Annotated in this window: 16 protein-coding genes, 2 tRNA genes and 3 rRNA genes; 13 read left to right on the top strand and 8 right to left on the bottom strand. The window is 46.7% G+C overall.

Features of this window, described 5'->3' with window-relative positions; translation table 11 throughout:
* Positions 1 to 185 precede the first annotated feature (185 nt).
* From AC5YBX_RS00505 to yrfG, 3 genes are all read right to left on the bottom strand, one after another.
* Complete coding sequence (locus tag AC5YBX_RS00505) at positions 186 to 695, bottom strand: cell division inhibitor SulA (protein ID WP_494520370.1); 510 nt, start codon at positions 693 to 695, stop codon at positions 186 to 188.
* Complete coding sequence (gene lexA / locus AC5YBX_RS00510) at positions 692 to 1,309, bottom strand: transcriptional repressor LexA (RefSeq protein WP_475515484.1); 618 nt, start codon at positions 1,307 to 1,309, stop codon at positions 692 to 694. The genes AC5YBX_RS00505 and lexA overlap by 4 nt, the downstream gene beginning before the upstream one ends.
* 349 nt (positions 1,310 to 1,658) lie before the next feature.
* Entirely contained in the window at positions 1,659 to 2,330 is a 672-nt protein-coding gene (gene yrfG, locus AC5YBX_RS00515; protein WP_494524215.1) for a GMP/IMP nucleotidase, read from the bottom strand.
* Positions 2,331 to 2,426: 96 nt separating this feature from the next.
* Between yrfG and nudE the strand changes: the two genes are divergently transcribed.
* The 4 genes from nudE (at position 2,427) to AC5YBX_RS00535 (ending at position 6,239) form a co-directional block, all read left to right on the top strand.
* Positions 2,427 to 2,972, top strand: coding sequence for an ADP compounds hydrolase NudE (nudE, locus tag AC5YBX_RS00520; protein ID WP_494520368.1), 546 nt, complete (start codon positions 2,427 to 2,429; stop codon positions 2,970 to 2,972).
* Positions 2,973 to 3,022: 50 nt separating this feature from the next.
* Positions 3,023 to 3,835: a 3'(2'),5'-bisphosphate nucleotidase CysQ gene (gene cysQ, locus AC5YBX_RS00525; RefSeq protein WP_475515487.1), complete on the top strand. Its 813-nt coding sequence runs from the start codon at positions 3,023 to 3,025 to the stop codon at positions 3,833 to 3,835.
* Positions 3,828 to 4,283, top strand: coding sequence for a GNAT family N-acetyltransferase (locus tag AC5YBX_RS00530; protein WP_494524216.1), 456 nt, complete (start codon positions 3,828 to 3,830; stop codon positions 4,281 to 4,283). The genes cysQ and AC5YBX_RS00530 overlap by 8 nt, the downstream gene beginning before the upstream one ends.
* 105 nt (positions 4,284 to 4,388) lie before the next feature.
* On the top strand, positions 4,389 to 6,239 hold the full coding sequence (locus tag AC5YBX_RS00535; RefSeq protein ID WP_494524217.1) for an MFS transporter: 1,851 nt from the start codon (positions 4,389 to 4,391) through the stop codon (positions 6,237 to 6,239).
* A 170-nt stretch (positions 6,240 to 6,409) separates the two neighbouring features.
* Here the strand turns inward: AC5YBX_RS00535 and mnmH are convergent, their stop codons facing one another.
* The 3 genes from mnmH to AC5YBX_RS00550 form a co-directional block, all read right to left on the bottom strand.
* Positions 6,410 to 7,516: a tRNA 2-selenouridine(34) synthase MnmH gene (gene mnmH, locus AC5YBX_RS00540; protein WP_494524218.1), complete on the bottom strand. Its 1,107-nt coding sequence runs from the start codon at positions 7,514 to 7,516 to the stop codon at positions 6,410 to 6,412.
* Complete coding sequence (gene selD, locus AC5YBX_RS00545) at positions 7,516 to 8,559, bottom strand: selenide, water dikinase SelD (RefSeq protein ID WP_494520364.1); 1,044 nt, start codon at positions 8,557 to 8,559, stop codon at positions 7,516 to 7,518. The genes mnmH and selD overlap by 1 nt, the downstream gene beginning before the upstream one ends.
* Positions 8,560 to 8,736: 177 nt before the next feature.
* Complete coding sequence (locus AC5YBX_RS00550; protein WP_494520363.1) at positions 8,737 to 9,843, bottom strand: fatty acid desaturase; 1,107 nt, start codon at positions 9,841 to 9,843, stop codon at positions 8,737 to 8,739.
* 139 nt (positions 9,844 to 9,982) lie between these two features.
* Here AC5YBX_RS00550 and fabR point away from each other — a divergent pair, with 139 nt between their 5' ends.
* Positions 9,983 to 10,597 carry an HTH-type transcriptional repressor FabR gene (gene fabR / locus AC5YBX_RS00555; RefSeq protein WP_475516895.1) on the top strand — a complete coding sequence of 205 codons (615 nt, stop codon included), beginning with the start codon at positions 9,983 to 9,985 and terminating at the stop codon, positions 10,595 to 10,597.
* Between the two features lie 109 nt (positions 10,598 to 10,706).
* Here the strand turns inward: fabR and trmA are convergent, their stop codons facing one another.
* Positions 10,707 to 11,804 carry a tRNA (uridine(54)-C5)-methyltransferase TrmA gene (gene trmA / locus AC5YBX_RS00560; protein ID WP_494520362.1) on the bottom strand — a complete coding sequence of 366 codons (1,098 nt, stop codon included), beginning with the start codon at positions 11,802 to 11,804 and terminating at the stop codon, positions 10,707 to 10,709.
* Between the two features lie 141 nt (positions 11,805 to 11,945).
* Here trmA and murI point away from each other — a divergent pair, with 141 nt between their 5' ends.
* Positions 11,946 to 12,728, top strand: a complete 783-nt coding sequence (gene murI, locus AC5YBX_RS00565) for a glutamate racemase (RefSeq protein ID WP_494520361.1) — start codon at positions 11,946 to 11,948, stop codon at positions 12,726 to 12,728.
* 82 nt (positions 12,729 to 12,810) lie between these two features.
* Here murI and AC5YBX_RS00570 read toward each other — a convergent pair whose 3' ends face one another.
* Positions 12,811 to 13,272, bottom strand: coding sequence for an RNA recognition motif domain-containing protein (locus AC5YBX_RS00570; RefSeq protein WP_110458690.1), 462 nt, complete (start codon positions 13,270 to 13,272; stop codon positions 12,811 to 12,813).
* A gap of 655 nt (positions 13,273 to 13,927) precedes the next feature.
* On the opposite strand from AC5YBX_RS00570, the gene AC5YBX_RS00575 reads away from it, so the two are divergent.
* From AC5YBX_RS00575 to birA, 7 genes are all read left to right on the top strand, one after another.
* Positions 13,928 to 15,474, top strand: a 16S ribosomal RNA gene (locus AC5YBX_RS00575).
* Between the two features lie 126 nt (positions 15,475 to 15,600).
* A tRNA-Ile gene (locus AC5YBX_RS00580) sits at positions 15,601 to 15,677 on the top strand.
* Positions 15,678 to 15,812: 135 nt separating this feature from the next.
* Positions 15,813 to 15,888 (top strand) — tRNA-Ala (locus tag AC5YBX_RS00585).
* A 317-nt stretch (positions 15,889 to 16,205) separates the two neighbouring features.
* Positions 16,206 to 19,099 (top strand): 23S ribosomal RNA (locus AC5YBX_RS00590).
* A gap of 135 nt (positions 19,100 to 19,234) precedes the next feature.
* Positions 19,235 to 19,350: ribosomal RNA gene (gene rrf, locus AC5YBX_RS00595) — 5S ribosomal RNA — on the top strand.
* Together the 16S, 23S and 5S rRNA genes with 2 tRNA genes alongside form the textbook arrangement of a ribosomal RNA operon.
* Positions 19,351 to 19,539: 189 nt before the next feature.
* A complete protein-coding gene (gene murB, locus AC5YBX_RS00600; RefSeq protein ID WP_494520360.1) occupies positions 19,540 to 20,589 on the top strand; it encodes a UDP-N-acetylmuramate dehydrogenase in 1,050 nt (349 codons plus the stop codon).
* Positions 20,582 to 21,541, top strand: a complete 960-nt coding sequence (gene birA, locus AC5YBX_RS00605; RefSeq protein WP_494520359.1) for a bifunctional biotin--[acetyl-CoA-carboxylase] ligase/biotin operon repressor BirA — start codon at positions 20,582 to 20,584, stop codon at positions 21,539 to 21,541. Before murB ends, birA begins: the two co-directional genes overlap by 8 nt.
* Positions 21,542 to 21,558 lie beyond the last annotated feature (17 nt).

Consider the following 21,558-nt stretch of genomic DNA (forward strand, 5'->3'; position numbering starts at 1 on the left):
TCTACACTCGTTGGCCAATGAAACAGACCACTAAATTGTTCGGATATAACAAATAATCGTTGATATCTATTACTAACTTAATCGCTGTTTAAATATTGATCAAGATCACTTTTTTTTAATTTTTTTAAAACAGCAACAAAAAAGCCCCTCGCGGGGCTTAAGTATGGAAAGTTTGAACTGTAATGCTAGTGCAGTGAACTAAATAATGATGCTTGTTGATAGCCCAGATCTTGCTCTGTCAGGGCTGTTACAGGTAAGTGACTATTATCATCTTCAATCACAACACCTAGAGCCTGGGTACTTTTGGCGACCAATTGTAAGCGGCGGCAATCGCGAGCATCGAGTGCTTGGGTCCAACTGATCACCGCACTGGATGTACCACTAGTAAGCGCTTTTTCCATCGCCCACAGTGCTTCAACTTCATCTTTGGTGTGCACTAATAAGATTCTATCCATGCGTACCCCCGCATCGGCGAGCATCTGCTTATAGCCAATATTCGGTGGGCTAATCAGTACGACCCACTGGCCTTGTTGGCTTAATCTTGCTAATTGCGGTGTTAGCGCTTGCAACTCATGCTTACCTTGGGTACGACTCGATAATGTCGCAATGGTACTGTGCTGAGTTGGTTTGTGTTGCTTATTCATATCGACCCAAAGGCCGGGATGTCGCGGGGCATTACCCATTAGATTATTCATTGCCAATCTCCGTTGCGGATAACACCTACGGCCAGCCCTTCGATGCTAAGGCTTTGGGTAGATAGGTCGACGACTATCGGTGAATATTCTTCATTTTCGGCGTGAAGATATACAGTATTACCTTTCTTTTCAAAGCGCTTTACTGTGACATCATCTTCGACGCGAGCTACGACAACCTGCCCATTACTGGCTTGCTCCACCTTATGCACCGCAAGTAGATCGCCTTCGAGAATACCAATATTTTTCATGCTATCGCCGCGGACTCTTAAGAGAAAATCAGCGCTTGGGCGAAACATCGCTGGGTCAACTTTGTAGTGTTGCTCAACATGTTCTTGGGCCAAAATGGGTTCACCGGCAGCGACTTGTCCAATCAGTGGTAAACCAAGATCTTCGCTATCATCTTCTTGAGTTAGCTTAATACCTCGCGAGGTCCCAGGCATTATTTCGATGCAGCCTTTTTTGGCTAAGGCTTTTAAGTGCTCTTCGGCCGCATTGGCGCTTTTAAAGCCTAGGCGACGAGCAATTTCAGCTCGGGTAGGCGGCATGCCTGTATCGGCAATATTGCGTTTAATTAATTCTAATATTTCAGCTTGTCTAGGGGTTAATGGTCTCATTACAGATCCTGTCTTTTCATACAGTAACTGTTAGTGTATACAGTATTTAAAGTAGCGCAAGGATTAAGCATATTTTTGTCGGCAATGTGGTGGGATTTGCTTAAAACTGAAAATAAGGTCGCAGATTTATTTTTATTGCAATCTGACTTTTTTAATTTAAATCAATGTTATGAATTTAATTTTACGGAAAGGATTCATTGAGTGTCGCTGAGTGGCGCGATTGCTCTCTTATCTGTTGAGACGATTTCAGTGCCAAGTTCGGGCGGTGAAACAAATAAGCAGGCTATAGGGTTTGGTTGCACCATGCACCTGCATTTATCCTTATCTTATGTCATTGAGCGAGGAGCTATTATGGCTTACTGGCGATAAGATCATCTAACAGGTGGTGGTAATCATGGATTGCGGGAAAGTCGGTAAATATTTTATGGGGCTTTTTACTATCAGGATTGCTTATGCCAAGCAAATACCCAACTCCAGCTTGTTTGGCGGCATGTAAGATAGCTTCGCTGTCATCGATAAATAAACACCGACTGGGTTGCAATTGATATTGGTTAAATAAGCTAGACCAAAATTGAGGGTGCTCTTTAGCAAAACCTGTTTCATGGCTGGAGATCATATGGTCTAACCCTTGCGCGAGCTCTGTGTGTTCTAGTTTGAGAGCTAGGCTTTGAGGATGGGCATTGGTCACTAATATTCTGGTTTTATGCTTTTGAGTCAATGCGCGTAGAAATGGCATGCTGTCTTGGCGTAACTGTATCCTGTCGGCCAATGTGCGTTGCAGCTGCACAATATCCAGTTGCAGTTGTTGCTGCCAGTAGTCGAGGCAATACCAATCCAAGGTGCCAACCACTTGGTCGTAGGCTTGTTCTACCAAGACATTAGCTTCATTTAGAGAGATGTTTCTGCTGTGACTTAAGGTTTGCGGCACTAGCTTGAGCCAAAAATGGCTATCAAAGTGTAAATCTAGCAGTGTGCCATCCATATCAAGCAGTACAGTATCGATTTTATCCCAAGGAAACATAAGGTCAGTAAAAAAATTCTATCGTGAGAGTTGTGGATTAGGCCCATCATAGTAAGATTGAACTGTGATGCAAACGTCATTTTATCAGGGACATTCATGTCGGACCAAAAGCCACAGATATTACATACACAAGTTGTTGCCCAGAGTCGGTTATTTCAAATTGAACAAGTGCACCTGAAATTTTCTAATCAGGTCGAGCGCCAGTATGAACGTATGAAAGGTAATAATCGTGGTGCCGTAATGGTGGTCCCTGTGTTGGGTGAGCAACTGCTGCTGGGCAGAGAGTACGCCGCAGGAACCCACAGCTATGAACTGGGCTTTCCCAAAGGGCTGGTTGATCCGGGAGAGACGCCTGAGCAAGCCGCTAATCGGGAGCTGCAGGAGGAGATAGGCTTTGGGGCTAAAAAATTAACCCATTTGATGGAGTTAAGTCTGGCGCCCAGCTATTTTGTCAGCAAGATGCAGATCTATATTGCAGAAGATCTGTATGAGAGTCGCCTTGAAGGCGATGAGCCCGAGCCAATAGAGGTTGTTTCTTGGCCGCTTGCACAGTGGTCAGGGCTATTGGCATTGGAAGACTTCTCAGAGTCTAGAAGTGTGAGTGCCTTGTTTTTAGCCCAGAAGCATTTAAAACTAAAATAGTTATTTCAATTCGGATATATGCATTACCTGTCTAGGTTGTTGGAGTTGTGATGAAGCCAGAAGAGTGTGTGGAACAGGTGATCGCCATCGCCGTTGAAGCGGGAATGGCCATCAAAGATATTTACCTTGAAGGTAGCTTTGATAAAGAAATTAAGGCGGATAATACCCCTGTGACGTCTGCCGATCTCGCTGCGCACCAAATTATCACCGCTGCGCTGACTCAGCTGACTCCTGATATTCCTGTGTTATCTGAAGAAGATGCCGACATCCCGTTATCCGATCGCGTCGATTGGCCCAGGTATTGGCTGGTCGATCCGTTAGATGGCACCGGAGAGTTTATTGCTGGCAGCGGCGACTTTTCGGTGATCATCGCGTTAGTTGAGCATAATCGCCCCATTATGGGGATTGTTTATGTGCCCATGACCGAGGTGATTTATTATGCCATCGCGGGACTGGGGGCTTATAAGCGCTCAAGTAAAGGCGAGCAGCGTATTGCCAGTCGTCAATTGACACTCGATGATTCGCGCTCATTGCGCTTGGCGGTCAGTCGTCGCCAAGATCCGCAGTCGGTATTAAAGCTACTGAACCAGCCTAAACATTGTGAGCTCGTGGTGCTCGGCGGGGCAGCGCTTAAAAGTTGCTTGGTCGCCGAAGGGCGCGCCGATTGTTATGTACGCATTGGCCCTACTGGCGAGTGGGATACCGGCGCGGCACAAATTATTGTCGAAGAGGCGGGCGGGCAGATCATGGATCTTGAACTGCAGCCGCTCAGTTATAACGAACGTGAATCGCTCGAAAACCCTAATTTTATCGTGGTCGGTTCGACCCATTTACCTTGGGATGAGTTGTTAGTCAGTGAATAAGCCCGTTGATATTACCCTGCGTGCGGCGCAAAAGGGCGAACTGGCCGGCGTTTATCGGCTTGAACAGCGTGTGTTTGGCGAACATTGTTATCCGGATTTCTTTTTTCGTCAGAGTTTCGATTGTTGGCCAAGTGGTTTGCGTGTTGCAATAGATCACAATAATCGTCTTCTTGGCTATATCCTAATGGTGCCAAGTGAGCTGCGGCATATAGGTTGGATATTATCTGTCGCCGTGGAGACACTCGCCCAAGGCCGAGGTATCGGCAAACGTTTTATAATCGATGCACTTAATCACTTGGCGCCGTCGGTCACTCAGGTAATGCTCACTGTGGACCCAGCTAATCCAGCGCGTCATTTATACCTAGCATTGGGGTTTGTCGAGTTGCAAACAGAAGCTGACTATTTTGGCCCAGATGCATCACGGGTGGTGATGTGTCTGATGCGCTAAGCCTTGTCTATTGTGCACGGCCACAGCTTGGCAATGGCTTATATAACCCTCTACTGCCGTCTAAATGGTTAGGCTAACCTAAGGTCGCGGCAAGCTGGAGCAAATATGCTGTTAACAAAACGATTTTTGCCCTATTTTGTCACCCAATGTTTAGGCGCATTAAACGATAATATTTATAAAAATGTTTTACTCTTGATGGTGGCTTATAGCCAGATCAATGAGTTGCCAATCAGTATTAATTTATTTGTTAATTTGGCCGCGGGCCTGTTTATTTTACCCTTCTTTCTTTTTTCCGCTCATGCCGGGATGCTCGCTGACAATATGGACAAGGCGAAGCTTATCCGCAGACTCAAACAACTCGAAGTGGTTATCATGTCGTGCGCTGCGATGGCGATGTTGTCTCAAAGCTACATGGTGATGTTACTGCTGTTATTTTTAACCGGCTGTCAGTCGGCCTATTTCGGGCCGGTAAAATATTCACTCTTACCGCAAGTATTGGCCGAAGAAGAGTTAGTTACGGGGAATGCTTGGGTCGAAATGGGCACATTTTTAGCTATTTTAAGTGGCACATTGAGCGCCGGGCTGTTGATGACGAGTGCGCATGGGATTGTCGCCAGTGCCTTGATTGTCTTTGTACTTTCCCTGTGTGGTTATTTGGCCAGTCGTGCCATTCCGGCTTTGCCTTTACAGCATGACGCAACCCCAATTCGTTTTGCTCCTTTATCTGGCACGTGGCACGCCATTACCAAGGTGAGAAAGACGTCAAGCATCTGGGTGGCGATCATCGCCATTAGCTGGTTTTGGTTTCTCGGTGCCACTTACCTAACGCAATTTGCTTATTTTGCTAAGTTACATCTGTCGTCTGATGCTAGCGTAGTGTCGCTATTATTAGCGCTATTTTCGGTGGGTATCGCGGTGGGCTCCTTTTTGTGTGAACGCTTATCTTATGGTCATGTTGAGTTAGGTGTCGTGGCTTTAGGCATGGCGGGGTTGACCCTGTTTGGCCTCGATTTAGTCTGGGCTATTCCACCAGCGCCGTTAGATCCCTCGTGGGTTTATAGTGTGGGAGACTTTATCGCCACAACAGCGCATTATCGACTGATGTTTGACTTGTTGATGGTGGGGGTCAGTGGGGGCTTGTTTATCGTCCCGTTGTACGCTTTTATCCAGTCGCGTGCTGCGCCGGGGGAATGCGCACAGGCGATTGCTGCTAATAATATTGTTAATGCGCTATTTATGGTGTGCTCGGCGTTATTGGCCATGTTACTGCTGGCGGGATTTGGGTGGAGTATCCCTGAGTTATTTACCTTACTGGCGGTTCTTAATCTGGTGGTCGCTGCCTATGTTTATGGACAAGCGCCAGAGTTTCGCTGGCGCTTTATCAGTTATCTCTTTCGTCATGTGCGTTACCGCTTCTGTGTTGAAGGGCGTGAAAAACTGCCCAAACAGGGGGCAGTGCTGCTGGTATGTCCTCATATCAACCAGTTCGATGCTTTGTGCGTGATGGGCGTATCGAGTCGTCCGGTGCGCTTTGTTATGCCATCCTCTATCATAGCGAGCTCTGTTAAGCCGACTGGAGCGATCCCTGTGGCTATGGGTGAGATAAGCGGCGCAAGCAATAATGAAGCATTAACCATGATTGAGCAGGCGTTAGCCAATGGCGAGTTACTGTGCCTGTTAAGCGATAATTTAACCGCGAGTGATGCCATGACGGCGAGTTATCAGGCTCAATTTAACGCCTTGATGGCAAGTTTCGCAGTGCACCATCCCGTAAAGGTGATACCGCTTGCAATGAGAGGATTAGCAGATCCGAGTGAGAGTCAAGCAAACACACTTCAACCGCGGCGGGTTTGGCCAAAGGTGTCGCTGATTGTCGGTGATGCCATGGCGGTATCTCAGGTGAGCGCCGCGTCACTGCAACAGCAAATCACCCGCTTGATGACTGCCGCATCATAAAATCAAGACCCCGGCTTAAAACCGAAAACTCATTATCTACATTTTGGAGCTTAGCTTTGGGGGTGAAATAATCCTAAATAGCTAAGCTATCTCGGATTATTCCATCGTTTTACTCGAATTCAGGTGAGTGATTCAGTCACGTTTAATGGCGATCATGTCATTAAGTGATGTTATTGGGGCGTGTATTGATCGAGCCACTGATGCACAGCTTGATGATCACCTTTAAAAATAATCCGATCGGCTTTTTTATCAATCTGATATTGGTACATAGGATCGTAGTATTTACTCAGCAGCACGTTTATCCACTCGAGATGAGCAGCTGTCGTGCCCTGGCTTTGTTGTGCATGTAAGGCATGATTCACCATCGCCTGCAGTTCATCATGTTGTTTGCCGCCAAGGCGTTTTTTTATGCCGCTGATGCTTTGCGACAAATAATCGGCAAAAGCGATAAAGCCGGCCTCTTCGCCGAGGCGATCAAGATAACCTTGATGCATCTTATGGACATATTCGTCGAGCAATCGGTTTAATCTGGCTGTTTGGCTCTCATCTAATACCACCACTTTTGCCACTTGCATGCCTTTATAAAAGGCTTGTGGTAGCGCCGAGCGACCAATGAGGTAGCTCTCATCTTCGAGCAGTAACGATTTGGCTGCGCTAGCTTGGTGTTTTAGCAGTGCCACAGCGAGGCTATTTTCGAAGTTGATCTGCGAAGGTTGCGGCTCGTGGTAGCGGCCAAAGCTTGAGCCGCGATGATGGGCAAGGCCTTCTAAATCCACGCCTTCTGGGCGCTGTAATAAAAAGTCCGTTTTACCACTGCCGGTGATGCCGCTGAGGATCAACATGGGTTTTACCCTAGGGGCTTGATCTATGGTGTCTATCAAAAACTGACGCATCGCCTTATATCCGCCTTCGATATAGGGGACGGATAGCCCAGCCTCCTTAAGCCATTGCTGTGTCAGTTGTGAACGCAGTCCACCGCGGAAACAATATAGGTAAGCATTAGGGTGACGAGCAAAATACTCGCGCCATGCATCGACCCTTTGTTGTTTGATATCACCATGAACGAGCGTATGACCTAAGGCAATCGCGGCGGCTTGGCCGCGTTGCTTATAACATGTGCCCACCTGTTCGCGCTCATCATCTTGCATTAAGGGTAAGTTAGTACTGGCCGGAAACGCCCCTTTATCGAACTCGATGGGCGCGCGCACATCCATTATGGGGTGGTCGTTGATGAACAGCTGGGTGTATTGGTTTTTAGAAACCATAAGTGGTGACATTAGCGCAGTTCCACGAGTTGCTTCGTTGCGGGTTTGGTGACCAAATGACCAATACTGATTGGGGCAATATCATTAGCCTCGAGCAGGCTAATTAAAGCCGCTTCATGGCTTGCTGAAACGGCAATCAATAATCCGCCACTTGTTTGTGGATCGCACAATAGTGCTTTTTGTTCCTCATTGACCAGGGGTAAATGTTCGCCATAGCTGTCGTAGTTTCTATGGGTACCACCGGGAATGCAGCCCATCTGCAGGTAGTCTTTCGCTTTGGGTAACAAGGGCAGGGCGTCGATATCAATCTTAGCTGCTACATCAGCACCTAAGCACATCTCAATGAGATGGCCCGCTAAGCCGAAACCTGTCACATCTGTCATGGCACTGACGCCGGCAATTTTTGCGATAGCTGGGCCGATTTTATTGAGCTGGCACATGGCCTCTGGAGCGATATTACTATCTTCATCGGCTAGCTTTTTTTGCTTCTGAGCCGTGGTCAAAATACCGATCCCCAGTGGTTTAGTGAGATACAGTTTATCGCCGACTTTAGCGGTATTGTTTTGTTTGAGCTCGGTTAACGGAATTTGCCCTGTAACGGCCAGCCCAAAAATGGGTTCAGGTGCATCGATACTGTGGCCACCCGCCAGCATGATGCCAGCATCGGCGCACGCTTGGCGACCGCCATCGACAACTTGCTGAGCGATCTCTGCTGGTAACGTATTCACTGGCCAGCCCAATATGGCGATAGCCATCATTGGTGTCCCGCCCATGGCATAAATATCGCTAATCGCGTTGGTGGCGGCAATGCGGCCGAAGGTAAAAGGATCATCCACTATCGGCATAAAAAAGTCAGTGGTGCTGATAATGCCCGTGTCATCATTAAGCTTATAGACGGCAGCATCATCGCGGGTACTGTTGCCAACGAGAATATTCGGGTCGTCGAAGTGAGGTAGTTGTGATGCCAGAATCGTTCCCAATACTTTGGGAGAAATTTTGCAGCCACAACCTGCGCCATGACTGTATTCGGTAAGTTTGATCTTGGTATCTGACATGAGCTCGAACTATCTCTAAATGAACGGGTTAGCCGCCCATGATAGACCCATCTATTTAGCACTTCAATCTGTGGTAAGGCAGATGTGCGTTACGCACGTCAAAGGGGCGGTTAAATTTATGTGGGGGGAGGAAAAACCGGGTCACTGATAAGTGGCCCGGTGTGATAAAACCCTAACTTAGATATAATTGGCGGTGAGTAATTTCCAGTTGCGCTTACGCATGAGTAGATCTTGTTTGAGTTCTTCGACCCTGAGCATTAACTGTTTGTGGGTCAGTTTTTGCCGCTTGGCGTCTAATAACTCTTTGTGCGCTTGGTAATATTCGCTAATGTGGGTTTTGAGTAACTCATATTCGTCATGCAGTTTCTCGAGTATCTCTTCACCATTGGCTAACTGTTCGACTTTGTTGCGAGTGCGTTTTAGCTGCATCTGTAATTTAGCGCTCTCGATTCGTTCCTGTGGCGTGACGCGCAACTGGGTGGCCAATCCTGTCCATGCCATCATATTGATAAGCCACTTGGTGGGGTCGTATTGCCACCAATGGATGCCATTGCGATAGTCGTTTTCAAAAATATGGTGGAAGTTATGGTATCCCTCACCGTAGGTAAAGACCGCTAAGATACCATTATCTCGTGCGGTGTTTTTATCTGTGTATGGCTGTTTACCCCAGATATGTGCTAGCGAGTTAATGAAGAAGGTGCAGTGATGAACGACGACTAATCGAAGTAGGCCTGCCATGAGTAACATGGCCCATATATCGCCATTGAGCCAACCCAGTAACGCAGGTAAGCCAATGTTCATGATCAGCATGAGTGATAGATAATGTTTGTGCTGCCACATCACAATTTTATCATTTTGCAGGTCACGTACGTTTTTATAATCGTGGTAACGCTGGGCTTGATATTCTCGCAACATCCACCCTATATGGCTATACCAGAAACCCATGTTCGCCGAATAAGGGTCTTTATCGTTGTCATCAACATGCTTATGGTGAATGCGATGATCTGATGACCAGTGTAAGGCACTATTTTGTAAAGCCAGCGCGCCACCTAATGCAAATAATAGACGCATTGACCAATGTGATTTATAGGTGCGATGAGACCAAAGTCTATGATACCCAGCGGTAATTGATAATCCGCTCGCAAAGGCCAAGCCGATAAAGGCCACCCATTCGGCAATACCATAACCGTAGGTGATGCCGTACCAAGGTACGAGTATGACAGCACCTAAAAAGGTGATGGCAAACAGCAGTATATTAGTCCATATGAGGGGAGGTTTTTTCATTATAATATCCAACAGCCAAATTGAGCGTACATCTGTAAGCCAATTTAACGTGCTTAATAGGCTAGGTCAAGATAGGCTGCGTTTTTATGTTAAAGAATGTATTATTGCTAGATTCTCTTTATCTAGTGGATTCATCATGATGGGCGTCAGGGCACAGCAGAAAGAAAAAACGCGTCGCGCGTTAGTTGATGCTGCATTTAATCAGTTAAGCGCAGAGCGCAGTTTTTCTAGCCTAAGCTTGCGAGAAGTGGCTCGTGAAGCCAATATCGCGCCAACTTCATTTTATCGTCACTTTAAAGATATGAATGAACTGGGTTTGACCATGGTCGATGAGGGCGGTTTAACATTACGCCAGATGATGCGTAAGGGACGTCAACGCGCCGAGGCGGGTGGTAGCGTGATCCGTATCTCGGTCGAGACCTTTATGGAGGTGCTTGAATCTAACCCTAACGTATTCCGTATTCTGTTACATGAACGTTCGGGCACATCGGCGCCGTTTCGTGCTGCGGTCGCGCGTGAGATTGAGCACTTTATATCAGAGTTAGCGCATTACACCGAAGCCACGGCGAGGCGCTCACCAGAATTAGCCCGTGCCCAAGCTGAGGCATTGGTCACATTGGTGTTTAACGCAGGAGCTGCAGCGTTAGATATGAAACGAGTGGATCGTAAGATATTAGCCGACAGGTTGGTTATCCAGTTGCGTATGGTGGCGAAAGGGGCTGAGTCGTTACAACAAAAAATGGAAAACCGCTGAGCCAGTATGAGGTTTTAGCGAGACTCGATACGCAAAAGGGCCTAATGGCCCTTTTTGGATCTTAATACTTAGATCTTAAGGTTTTAGTGTGAGCTGAACAATTTGGTGTTTAGCGTTTTTCTAATAACACACCAGACTCCATGTGATCGGTATATGGGAACTGATCAAATAGCGCAAAGCGGGTGATTTTGTGGGTCTTATCCAACACTTTGAGGTTATCTATTAGCGTATTTGGGTTACATGAAATATAGATGATCCGCTGATAACCTTGCACCATGGCTAAAGTATTGTCATCAAGACCGGCCCGTGGCGGGTCAACAAATATGGTGTTGCAGTTATAGCTGTCTAAATCTATCCCTTCGAGACGTCTATAGCTGCGTTTCTTGGCTAAGGCGTCGGTGAAGTCTTCGGCCGACATACGAATGATCTGCACATTCTCTATATTATTGGCTTCAATATTATATTGCGCAGAGTCGACCGAAGGTTTAGCTAATTCAGTGGCGAGCACGCGGTTGAAGTTTTGTGCCAAGGCAATAGAGAAGTTGCCATTACCACAATAGAGCTCTAACAGATCGCCACTGCTCTCTTTGGTGCTATCGATCGCCCACTCTAGCATCTTGATAGACACTTGTCCGTTAGGTTGAGTAAAGCTATTTTCTACCTGTTTATAAATCAAAGTCTGCCCATTAACGGGCAATGACTCAATCACATAATCGCGATCTAGCGTCAGCTTTTGTTTGCGCGCACGGCCAATTATATTGACGTTAAATTGTGTACCCAGACGTTGCTTGAGGGCTTGTGCTTCATCTTGCCATTGTTGGTCAAGCTGTTTGTGGTACAGCAATGAGACTAAGATCTCACCGCTTAGGGTAGACAAAAAGTCGACCTGAAATAGCTTATGGCGTAATACAGTGTTAGGACGAAGCTCGGCCATTAACGCTGGCATCATTTGATTGATTAGCGCACTGGCAGGTAAGAACTGCTCACAGCGCACTTTTTGATTGAGCGCCTTGTCGAACATATAGTAATAAAGATCTTCGCCCTCATGCCATACGCGAAATTCGGCGCGCATACGATAGTGTTCGGGTGTCGACGCGAATACTTGCAATGATGGGGTGTCAAAGTCAGCAAAAAGTTGCGCTAATTGTTCACGTTTAGCATCGAGTTGCTTATCGTATTGGTTAGGATCCATTGCTTCTAAATTCATTTTTAAACACCGTTACTATCATTGGGGCGCAAATAGTATACTACCCTGCCTTGATGTCCAATATCTGGCTTTTGATTTATCCCTCGCTATGGGAAAATATCATGTTTATCTTATTTTGAGTTTACCCACGGGGAATTGAGTTTGTCGGCAAATATTTTAGTATTCGATTCAGGTGTGGGTGGGCTTTCCATACTCTCTGAAATTAAACAAACACTGCCCAATGAAAACTATTATTATTTATTTGATAACGCCAGATTGCCTTATGGTGAGCTTGAAGAACAAGTATTGATTAGTGGCGCCGTGCAGCTAATTACTCAAACGGTAGATAAAGTTGCCGCCGATATTGTTGTCGTGGCTTGTAACACTGCCAGTACCCTGGTATTACCAGCACTGCGTGCTCAACTGGTTATTCCGGTAGTTGGGGTGGTACCTGCGATTAAACCCGCGGCCGCCATGAGTATGAATAAACGTATCGGATTACTCGCCACTCCAGGAACCGTTAACCGCAGCTATACACATACGCTAATCCAAAAGTTTGCCGCTGATTGCGAAGTGACATGTTTTGGGTCATCAGAGTTGGTGCTGTTGGCTGAAGCTAAAATGGCGCAAGAACGCATTGATTATGAGTTACTTGCCCAAATCTTGTTACCCATAAAACAATCAGGCATAGATACATTAGTCTTAGGCTGCACGCACTTTCCTATTTTAAAAGTGGAGTTACAAGATTATCTTGGTGAAGGGGTCAGGTTATTAGACTCTGCAAAAGCGATAGCTGCCAGAGTTAAAACCTTGCTCAATAGTGATATTGCAGAAGGAGGTAGGGGAGCAAGCCATGCTTTCTTTACGACACAAGAGATATCTAAAGGATTAAAAACAACACTAGTGGAATATGGCTTCTCATCTATTGGTCAGTTAAGGCCATAGAGTCTGACATAAGACCACTAATGTTATTTGCTCATACTATATAAGTATGCTTTTACTGCTAAAGGTAAAAGAGGATCGCTAACTAGTTAGCTTCCTGAGTAGATTCTGGCTTGTCAGCATCTTGTGACTTTGCTTCACGCACTTTAAGTGTACGCTCCTGAAAATCAAACTCGTTTAACTTAACCATGGCTTTCTTAGCACCCGCTTCTGACATCTCGATAAATCCGAAACCTTTACGGCGTCCCGTTTTACGATCGCGAACTAAACGTACTGAGTTTACTGGGCCGTACTTACCAAATAACACCTTTACTTCGCCTTCATGGACACGATATGGCAAGTTGCCAACATACAGTGTCATCGTAGGGCCTTTATACTGTTCATCAGTATCGGTATCTGACTTAGGTGATTGAAGGGTAAAAATAACGCTTGCGATAATAGCACCAGTGAAAAACGCGATTGCAGAATAGAAGTCTGGCGCGAACTGAGATATTGCCAATGCGCCAACAAGGGCGACGATCAAAACAATAAGAAATGGCTTTTGCATATATTTGTTCTCTGAAGAATTGATAATTAACTGTTAACAGCTCGTATATGGTAATGAATTATTGGCAATTACACTAGTATATTGACGAAAAAACGAACTTAATTAACGATTAATATAACTGAGTCGTTAGCCCCATCGGTGTAAAACCACACAAAGTGATATAAAAAGCGCCATAACGGCGAAAAGATCATCGAGCGATCGCCGAACGTTTAAAAAGCCCTTGCGCCCCCCAGATATCTCCCTATAATGCGCAACCACTGACACGGCGAAGCTCGCAGAGATAAGTCGTAAAGCACTAAGTAACTTGGTTAAACACCTAGCTTACAGCGTGGTCAGGCACTGAAAAGTGCCGCATCAAAAAGTTTTCAAAAACTGCTTGACGCGAACCACGGATTGCGTAGAATACGCAGCCCTAGCCACTTGGAACTACCGAGATGTGCTAACGCTCTTTAACAATTTATCAAGTAATCTGTGTGGACACTCACAGGTGTTGAGTTAATCGAAATTGCCTAACCTTCGGGTTGGCAATCAAAGAATTAAATCAATGTAACGATGAGTGTTCATAGCAATATGTACAAACGTTTTTAAGATTCTTCCGAGTCTTTTAAACGGAATCAGAATTCATTGAGCCGAATCGCAAGATTCAACAAAACTTTAATTGAAGAGTTTGATCATGGCTCAGATTGAACGCTGGCGGCAGGCCTAACACATGCAAGTCGAGCGGTAACAGGAAGAAAGCTTGCTTTCTTTGCTGACGAGCGGCGGACGGGTGAGTAATGCCTAGGGAACTGCCCAGTCGAGGGGGATAACAGTTGGAAACGACTGCTAATACCGCATACGCCCTACGGGGGAAAAGAGGGGACCTTCGGGCCTTCTGCGATTGGATGTACCTAGGTGGGATTAGCTAGTTGGTGAGGTAATGGCTCACCAAGGCGACGATCCCTAGCTGTTCTGAGAGGATGATCAGCCACACTGGGACTGAGACACGGCCCAGACTCCTACGGGAGGCAGCAGTGGGGAATATTGCACAATGGGCGCAAGCCTGATGCAGCCATGCCGCGTGTGTGAAGAAGGCCTTCGGGTTGTAAAGCACTTTCAGCGAGGAGGAAAGCTTAAGCGTTAATAGCGTTTAGGTGTGACGTTACTCGCAGAAGAAGGACCGGCTAACTTCGTGCCAGCAGCCGCGGTAATACGAGGGGTCCAAGCGTTAATCGGAATTACTGGGCGTAAAGCGTACGCAGGCGGTTTGTTAAGCGAGATGTGAAAGCCCCGGGCTCAACCTGGGAATTGCATTTCGAACTGGCAGACTAGAGTCTTGTAGAGGGGGGTAGAATTTCAGGTGTAGCGGTGAAATGCGTAGAGATCTGAAGGAATACCGGTGGCGAAGGCGGCCCCCTGGACAAAGACTGACGCTCAGGTACGAAAGCGTGGGGAGCAAACAGGATTAGATACCCTGGTAGTCCACGCCGTAAACGATGTCTACTCGGAGTTTGGTGCCTTGAGCACTGGGCTCCCAAGCTAACGCATTAAGTAGACCGCCTGGGGAGTACGGCCGCAAGGTTAAAACTCAAATGAATTGACGGGGGCCCGCACAAGCGGTGGAGCATGTGGTTTAATTCGATGCAACGCGAAGAACCTTACCTACTCTTGACATCCAGAGAATTCGCTAGAGATAGCTTAGTGCCTTCGGGAACTCTGAGACAGGTGCTGCATGGCTGTCGTCAGCTCGTGTTGTGAAATGTTGGGTTAAGTCCCGCAACGAGCGCAACCCTTATCCTTATTTGCCAGCACGTAATGGTGGGAACTTTAGGGAGACTGCCGGTGATAAACCGGAGGAAGGTGGGGACGACGTCAAGTCATCATGGCCCTTACGAGTAGGGCTACACACGTGCTACAATGGCAAGTACAGAGGGTTGCAAAGCCGCGAGGTGGAGCTAATCTCACAAAGCTTGTCGTAGTCCGGATTGGAGTCTGCAACTCGACTCCATGAAGTCGGAATCGCTAGTAATCGTGGATCAGAATGCCACGGTGAATACGTTCCCGGGCCTTGTACACACCGCCCGTCACACCATGGGAGTGGGCTGCACCAGAAGTAGATAGCTTAACCTTTCGGGGAGGGCGTTTACCACGGTGTGGTTCATGACTGGGGTGAAGTCGTAACAAGGTAGCCCTAGGGGAACCTGGGGCTGGATCACCTCCTTACCTATACGACTAACTTAATGTTTGTTGAGTGTTCACACAGATTACTTGATAGAAAGAAAGAGCAAAATATCGAAAGATAATTTTTGAGGGATTTGATTCAGTTAGAATTAAATAACCAAAAAGAATGGGTCTGTAGCTCAGCTGGTTAGAGCGCACCCCTGATAAGGGTGAGGTCGGTGGTTCAAGTCCACTCTGACCCACCAAATCTTCGTTTATTCTACGTTAACTTGTTACTCGTTTAGTGAACTAAACGTCGCAACAAGTTGCCTTGACTAAACTCGATTTGGCTTCGCCAAAATTATTTGGCATTCGATATATTTGTTTGACTGCATGTAAATGGGGCTATAGCTCAGCTGGGAGAGCGCCTGCCTTGCACGCAGGAGGTCTGCGGTTCGATCCCGCATAGCTCCACCATTTACTTGCACATGGATAGAGATGCCAAAGATAAATGCAAAATTTATCTTTGGCTTTTTTAAGCCCGCTCTTTAAAAATTTGGAAAGCTGATAGTGTTAATGTGAAAGGGATAGTGACGTACTTGTACGTGATTATTTGTAGCATTGACGCGAAAATTAAAATTGAGTTCTCAAACACTTAAATCAAGTGCCGAGTCATTGTAATGATGATTCATGAGTATTCTTTTGGCGAAAGTAAACACCATTAGTTGCGATACAACATCAAGCTTACCCGCTTGATAGAGTTTGTTTCCTTGTGAAACTCATTTGGGTTGTATGGTTAAGTGACTAAGCGTATACGGTGGATGCCTTGGCAGTCAGAGGCGATGAAGGACGTAGTAACTTGCGAAAAGCGTTGGCGAGCTAGTAACAAGCATTTGAGCTAACGATGTCCGAATGGGGAAACCCACATGCATAAGCATGTATCACAACATGAATACATAGTGTTGTGAGGCGAACCCGGGGAACTGAAACATCTAAGTACCCGGAGGAAAAGAAATCAACCGAGATTCCCCTAGTAGCGGCGAGCGAACGGGGATTAGCCCTTAAGCGTAGAGGGTGTTAGTGGAATGTGTTGGAAAGCACAGCGGCACAGGGTGATAGCCCCGTACATGAAAACTAACTTTACGTGAAAACGAGTAGGACGGGACACGTGACATCTTGTCTGAACATGGGGGGACCATCCTCCAAGGCTAAATACTCCTGACTGACCGATAGTGAACCAGTACCGTGAGGGAAAGGCGAAAAGAACCCCTGTGAGGGGAGTGAAATAGAACCTGAAACCGTATACGTACAAGCAGTGGGAGCGGTTCTTGAGACCGTGACTGCGTACCTTTTGTATAATGGGTCAGCGACTTACATTTTGTAGCGAGGTTAAGCGAATAGCGGAGCCGTAGGGAAACCGAGTGTTAACTGCGCGTTTAGTTGCAAGGTGTAGACCCGAAACCCGGTGATCTAGCCATGGGCAGGTTGAAGGTTGAGTAACATCAACTGGAGGACCGAACACACGTATGTTGAAAAATGCGGTGATGACTTGTGGCTGGGGGTGAAAGGCCAATCAAACCGGGAGATATCTGGTTCTCCTCGAAAGCTATTTAGGTAGCGCCTCGAGCGAATACCATTGGGGGTAGAGCACTGTTAAGGCTAGGGGGTCATCCCGACTTACCAACCCTTTGCAAACTCCGAATACCAATGAGTACTACTCGGGAGACACACGGCGGGTGCTAACGTCCGTCGTGAAAAGGGAAACAACCCAGACCATCAGCTAAGGTCCCAAAGTTATTGCTAAGTGGGAAACGATGTGGGAAGGCTTAGACAGCTAGGATGTTGGCTTAGAAGCAGCCATCATTTAAAGAAAGCGTAATAGCTCACTAGTCGAGTCGGCCTGCGCGGAAGATTTAACGGGGCTAAGCAATACACCGAAGCTATGGGTACTAGCGCTTGCGCTAGTGCGGTAGAGGAGCGTTCTGTAAGCCGTTGAAGGTGAAGGGGTAACCCACGCTGGAGGTATCAGAAGTGCGAATGCTGACATGAGTAACGATAAAGGGGGTGAAAAACCCCCTCGCCGAAAGACCAAGGGTTCCTGTCCAATGTTAATCAGGGCAGGGTGAGTCGACCCCTAAGGCGAGGCCGAAAGGCGTAGTCGATGGGAAACAGGTTAATATTCCTGTACTTCTGCTAACTGCGATGGAGAGACGGAGAAGGCTAGGCTAGCGCGGCGTTGGTTGTCCGCGTTTAAGGCTGTAGGTGGTGCACTTAGGCAAATCCGGGTGCACATACACTGAGAGTTGACGACGAGGTTCTACGGAACTGAAGTAGTTGATGCCATGCTTCCAGGAAAATCTTCTAAGCTTCAGGTTAGCAGGAATCGTACCCCAAACCGACACAGGTGGTTGGGTAGAGAATACCAAGGCGCTTGAGAGAACTCGGCTGAAGGAACTAGGCAAAATGGTACCGTAACTTCGGGAGAAGGTACGCTCCTGTTGGTGATGAGACTTGCTCTCTAAGCTGACGGGAGTCGCAGATACCAGGTGGCTGCAACTGTTTATCAAAAACACAGCACTGTGCAAACTCGCAAGAGGAAGTATACGGTGTGACGCCTGCCCGGTGCCGGAAGGTTAATTGATTGGGTTATCTTCGGAGAAGCTCATGATCGAAGCCCCGGTAAACGGCGGCCGTAACTATAACGGTCCTAAGGTAGCGAAATTCCTTGTCGGGTAAGTTCCGACCTGCACGAATGGCGTAATGATGGCCACGCTGTCTCCAGCCGAGACTCAGTGAAGTTGAAATTGCGGTGAAGATGCCGTATACCCGCGGCTAGACGGAAAGACCCCGTGAACCTTTACTATAGCTTGGCACTGAACATTGACCCTACATGTGTAGGATAGGTGGGAGACTTTGAAGCAGGAACGCCAGTTCTTGTGGAGTCAACCTTGAAATACCACCCTTGTAGTGTTGATGTTCTAACTCTGGCCCCTGAATCGGGGTTGAGGACAGTGCCTGGTGGGTAGTTTGACTGGGGCGGTCTCCTCCCAAAGAGTAACGGAGGAGCACGAAGGTTGGCTAAGTACGGTCGGACATCGTACGGTTAGTGCAATGGCATAAGCCAGCTTAACTGCGAGACATACACGTCGAGCAGGTGCGAAAGCAGGTCATAGTGATCCGGTGGTTCTGAATGGAAGGGCCATCGCTCAACGGATAAAAGGTACTCCGGGGATAACAGGCTGATACCGCCCAAGAGTTCATATCGACGGCGGTGTTTGGCACCTCGATGTCGGCTCATCACATCCTGGGGCTGAAGTCGGTCCCAAGGGTATGGCTGTTCGCCATTTAAAGTGGTACGCGAGCTGGGTTCAGAACGTCGTGAGACAGTTCGGTCCCTATCTGCCGTGGGCGTTGGATGATTGAAGGGAGCTGCTCCTAGTACGAGAGGACCGGAGTGGACGAACCGCTGGTGTTCGGGTTGTCATGCCAATGGCATTGCCCGGTAGCTACGTTCGGAATCGATAACCGCTGAAAGCATCTAAGCGGGAAGCGAGCCCTAAGATGAGTCATCCCTAGGACTTTAAGTCCTCTAAAGGGCCGTAGGAGACTACTACGTTGATAGGCAAGGTGTGTAAGCGTTGTGAGGCGTTGAGCTAACTTGTACTAATGACCCGTGAGGCTTAACCATACAACCCAAAAGGGTTTCTAACTAAGTGAATACTTAGCGAAAGAATACCGACACTTGATTTAGTGTGACCAATTTTAATCTCTCTTGCTTCTTGAAATACAGAATTGAGAGCAGCTTTCTAAATTTCCAAATTTGTCTGGAAACCATAGCATTGTGGTACCACCTGATCCCATCCCGAACTCAGAAGTGAAACGCAATCGCGCCGATGGTAGTGTGGGGTCTCCCCATGTGAGAGTAGGTCATTTCCAGACGCCTAATACGATAAAGCCCGTTGCTAATGCAACGGGCTTTTTTCGTTATTGTTTTCATAAAATAGATCTAGATAGCTCTCTATATTAGCTAAATTGAGAACCGACAGTCTTATTGGATCATTGCAAGGATAACCTCTCTTGAGATCTGATCGATAAAAGTGAGACTAACGGTTACAATAGCTTTTTTTCATGCTACTTAGAATTATGGACTCCATTATTACTCATTCATTAGTCACGCATAATACCTTAGGTATAGATGTCAGTTGTGAACGCTTAATAAAAGCGACTGATGAGCAACAACTCATCGATACCTGTCTTGAGACGGCAAATACTAACAGGCCGTTATTGGCCATTGGTGGCGGTAGCAATATCGTGTTAACGGATAGTTTCATGGGTACCGTGGTGCTTATTGCAACTAAGGGGATTAATGTCGTTGAAGATGAAGACCGTTTTTATTTATCGGTGGCTGCAGGTGAGAATTGGCACGAGTTAGTACAATTTTGTTTAACGCATAATATGCCAGGTCTTGAGAATTTAGCGTTAATCCCAGGTTCTGTAGGCGCTGCACCTATCCAAAATATAGGTGCATATGGCGCTGATTTTTCGCAGTTTTGTGAATGGGTAGAATATCTAGATCTTACCACTGGAGAGCGTGTAAGGCTTAGTTCGGAGCAATGTTTATTTGGTTATCGGGATTCGATTTTTAAATCGACATTAAAAGATAAAGCAGTGATTTTGAATGTGGGCCTTCGGTTAGAAAAACAGTGGCGCCCAAATTTAAGTTATGGCCCATTGCAGCAATTAATATCAGATAGGTTAACACCAACAATGATTTTTGATTGTATCTGCGAGACGCGTAGCAGTAAATTGCCTGATCCCGCAGTATTAGGTAATGTGGGTAGCTTTTTTAAAAACCCTATCGTTTCTAGTGAACACTTTACTCAACTACAACAAGAGTACCCAGCTATTGTTGGCTACCCGGTGAACGTTGATAGCGTAAAGTTAGCAGCGGGTTGGCTTATCGAAAATGCGGGATTAAAAGGCCATGCTATTGGTGGTGCGGCCATACATTTAAAACAAGCCTTGGTTATCGTAAATGTCGGCAAAGCCACAGGGGCTGATGTCTGTACATTAGCGCGTGAGGTGATACAGCGGGTTAACCAAATATATTCGGTCTGTTTAGAGGTTGAGCCACGTATCATCGGTGCAGTAGGAGAAAGGGAATTAAATCATGCATGAACAATGGCTGCGTAAACGCGCAATTATTAAATCACTCGCAGGTGGAGAGTTTGTTTCGGGAGAAGCGCTAGCTCATGAGCTTGGGATCTCAAGGGCTGCCATCAGTAAGCATGTGGCAAGTCTAGAGGAGTTTGGGGTTAATATTTATAGTGTTAAAGGTAAAGGCTATAAATTATCGACTCCATTGTCTCTTATCGATGAGCAACGTTTGAAGGCACAAATTAAAGGTCGTTGTTTTTACTTTAATGATATCAATAGCACTAATGCGTTTTTATTAAATCATGTCAATGAACTCAGCAGTGGTGATATTTGTGTTGCCGAGCATCAATCGGCTGGGCGAGGCCGAAGAGGGCGCACTTGGGTTTCGCCCTATGGTTGCCACCTATATACTTCCTTTTTTTGGCAGTTCTCACAAGGTATGTCGCAAGCTATGGGGTTGAGCCTTGTGGTTGCGTGTTCATTAGCCACAGTATTGCGTGTGTTAGGCGTCGATGGAATAGGGGTTAAGTGGCCAAATGATATCTATCTTAATCATAAAAAATTAGCCGGTATTCTTATTGAGATGAGTGGTCAGGCTGACTACGAATGCAATTTGGTTATTGGAATAGGGATTAACCTTTCGATGTCGGCAGAGCAGGCGGATAAGATTGATCAGCCTTGGAGTGATCTGTCTGAGTTAAGTCAACAACCTGATAAGACTGAGCTAATGATAGCGCTGCAGCAGCAACTGGTGAGTGATCTTAGTTTGTTTGAATCGCAAGGACTGAAGGCGTTCAAGCAACGTTGGCGAGAAGCCGATTTGTTTGACGGTAAAGTCGTTAAATTGCTGATGGGCGACAATAGTGTTGAAGGTATTTGTTGTGGCATAGATGAGCAGGGAGCCATTTTACTTGATAACGGCGATGGTATAAAGGCGTATGTCGGCGGTGAAATATCGATGCGGCCAGTATGAGGCGCTAAACTAGCGTA

The organism is Shewanella sp. 492, from assembly GCF_059338445.1.